This window comes from Paraburkholderia dipogonis (assembly GCF_046027395.1).
In the GTDB taxonomy this organism is placed as follows: Bacteria; Pseudomonadota; Gammaproteobacteria; order Burkholderiales; family Burkholderiaceae; genus Paraburkholderia; species Paraburkholderia dipogonis_A.
Genome location: NZ_JAQQEG010000127.1, coordinates 1 through 567, shown reverse-complemented (window position 1 = coordinate 567; position 567 = coordinate 1). Strand labels below are relative to the sequence as shown.

Here is a 567-nt window from a genome sequence, read left to right as displayed (position 1 = left end):
ATGCATCTCCAACCCGAAACCGTGGAGCTCATAGACCAGGAAAATCGCCGCGACAGGCTGGCGGTCGACGTACTCCATATGCAAGCGGCTCAACCGGAAGCCGGTGCGGGACAGCCTCCTGTTCCGACCGGGCCGGGCGGATCTGGATCGCCTCCGCCAGGCACTTCCACCGGCGGGGAAACGTATCCCCCGTCAAAACGCCAGCGTGTCGACGCGCCGCCTACGTACGAAGAGACGATGACACCGGAGGTTCTTAAGCAGCTGGCGGATCAAATTCCGCCGGAGCAGATCGCGCAGAACCTGAATGTGGAGCCTGACGTCGTCAACCGGCTAATTGAGCAGTATCTGTTGGGCGAAACCCAGAAGCTGCACCAGGCGTTTCTGACCGAACAGGCCGGCCAGCCCGCGGCCGCGGCAGGCGCGCCGCCAGTCCCCCCGGAGGTCAGGCAGGACGTGATCCGTCAGTTGGGCGAAGGTCATACATCAGCCGACATTGCCAATAACGTGCACCTGACGGTGTACCAGATCGACCAGATCAGGGATCAGTATTTGCAGGAGGAGATCGCG

1 protein-coding gene is annotated in these 567 nt (G+C 62.1%); it reads left to right on the top strand.

What is annotated here, in order from left to right:
- Positions 1-237: 237 nt before the first annotated feature.
- Positions 238-567, top strand: a 330-nt coding sequence (locus PQR32_RS42150; RefSeq protein ID WP_408241809.1) for a hypothetical protein, incomplete at its 3' end; no start/stop codon positions are given.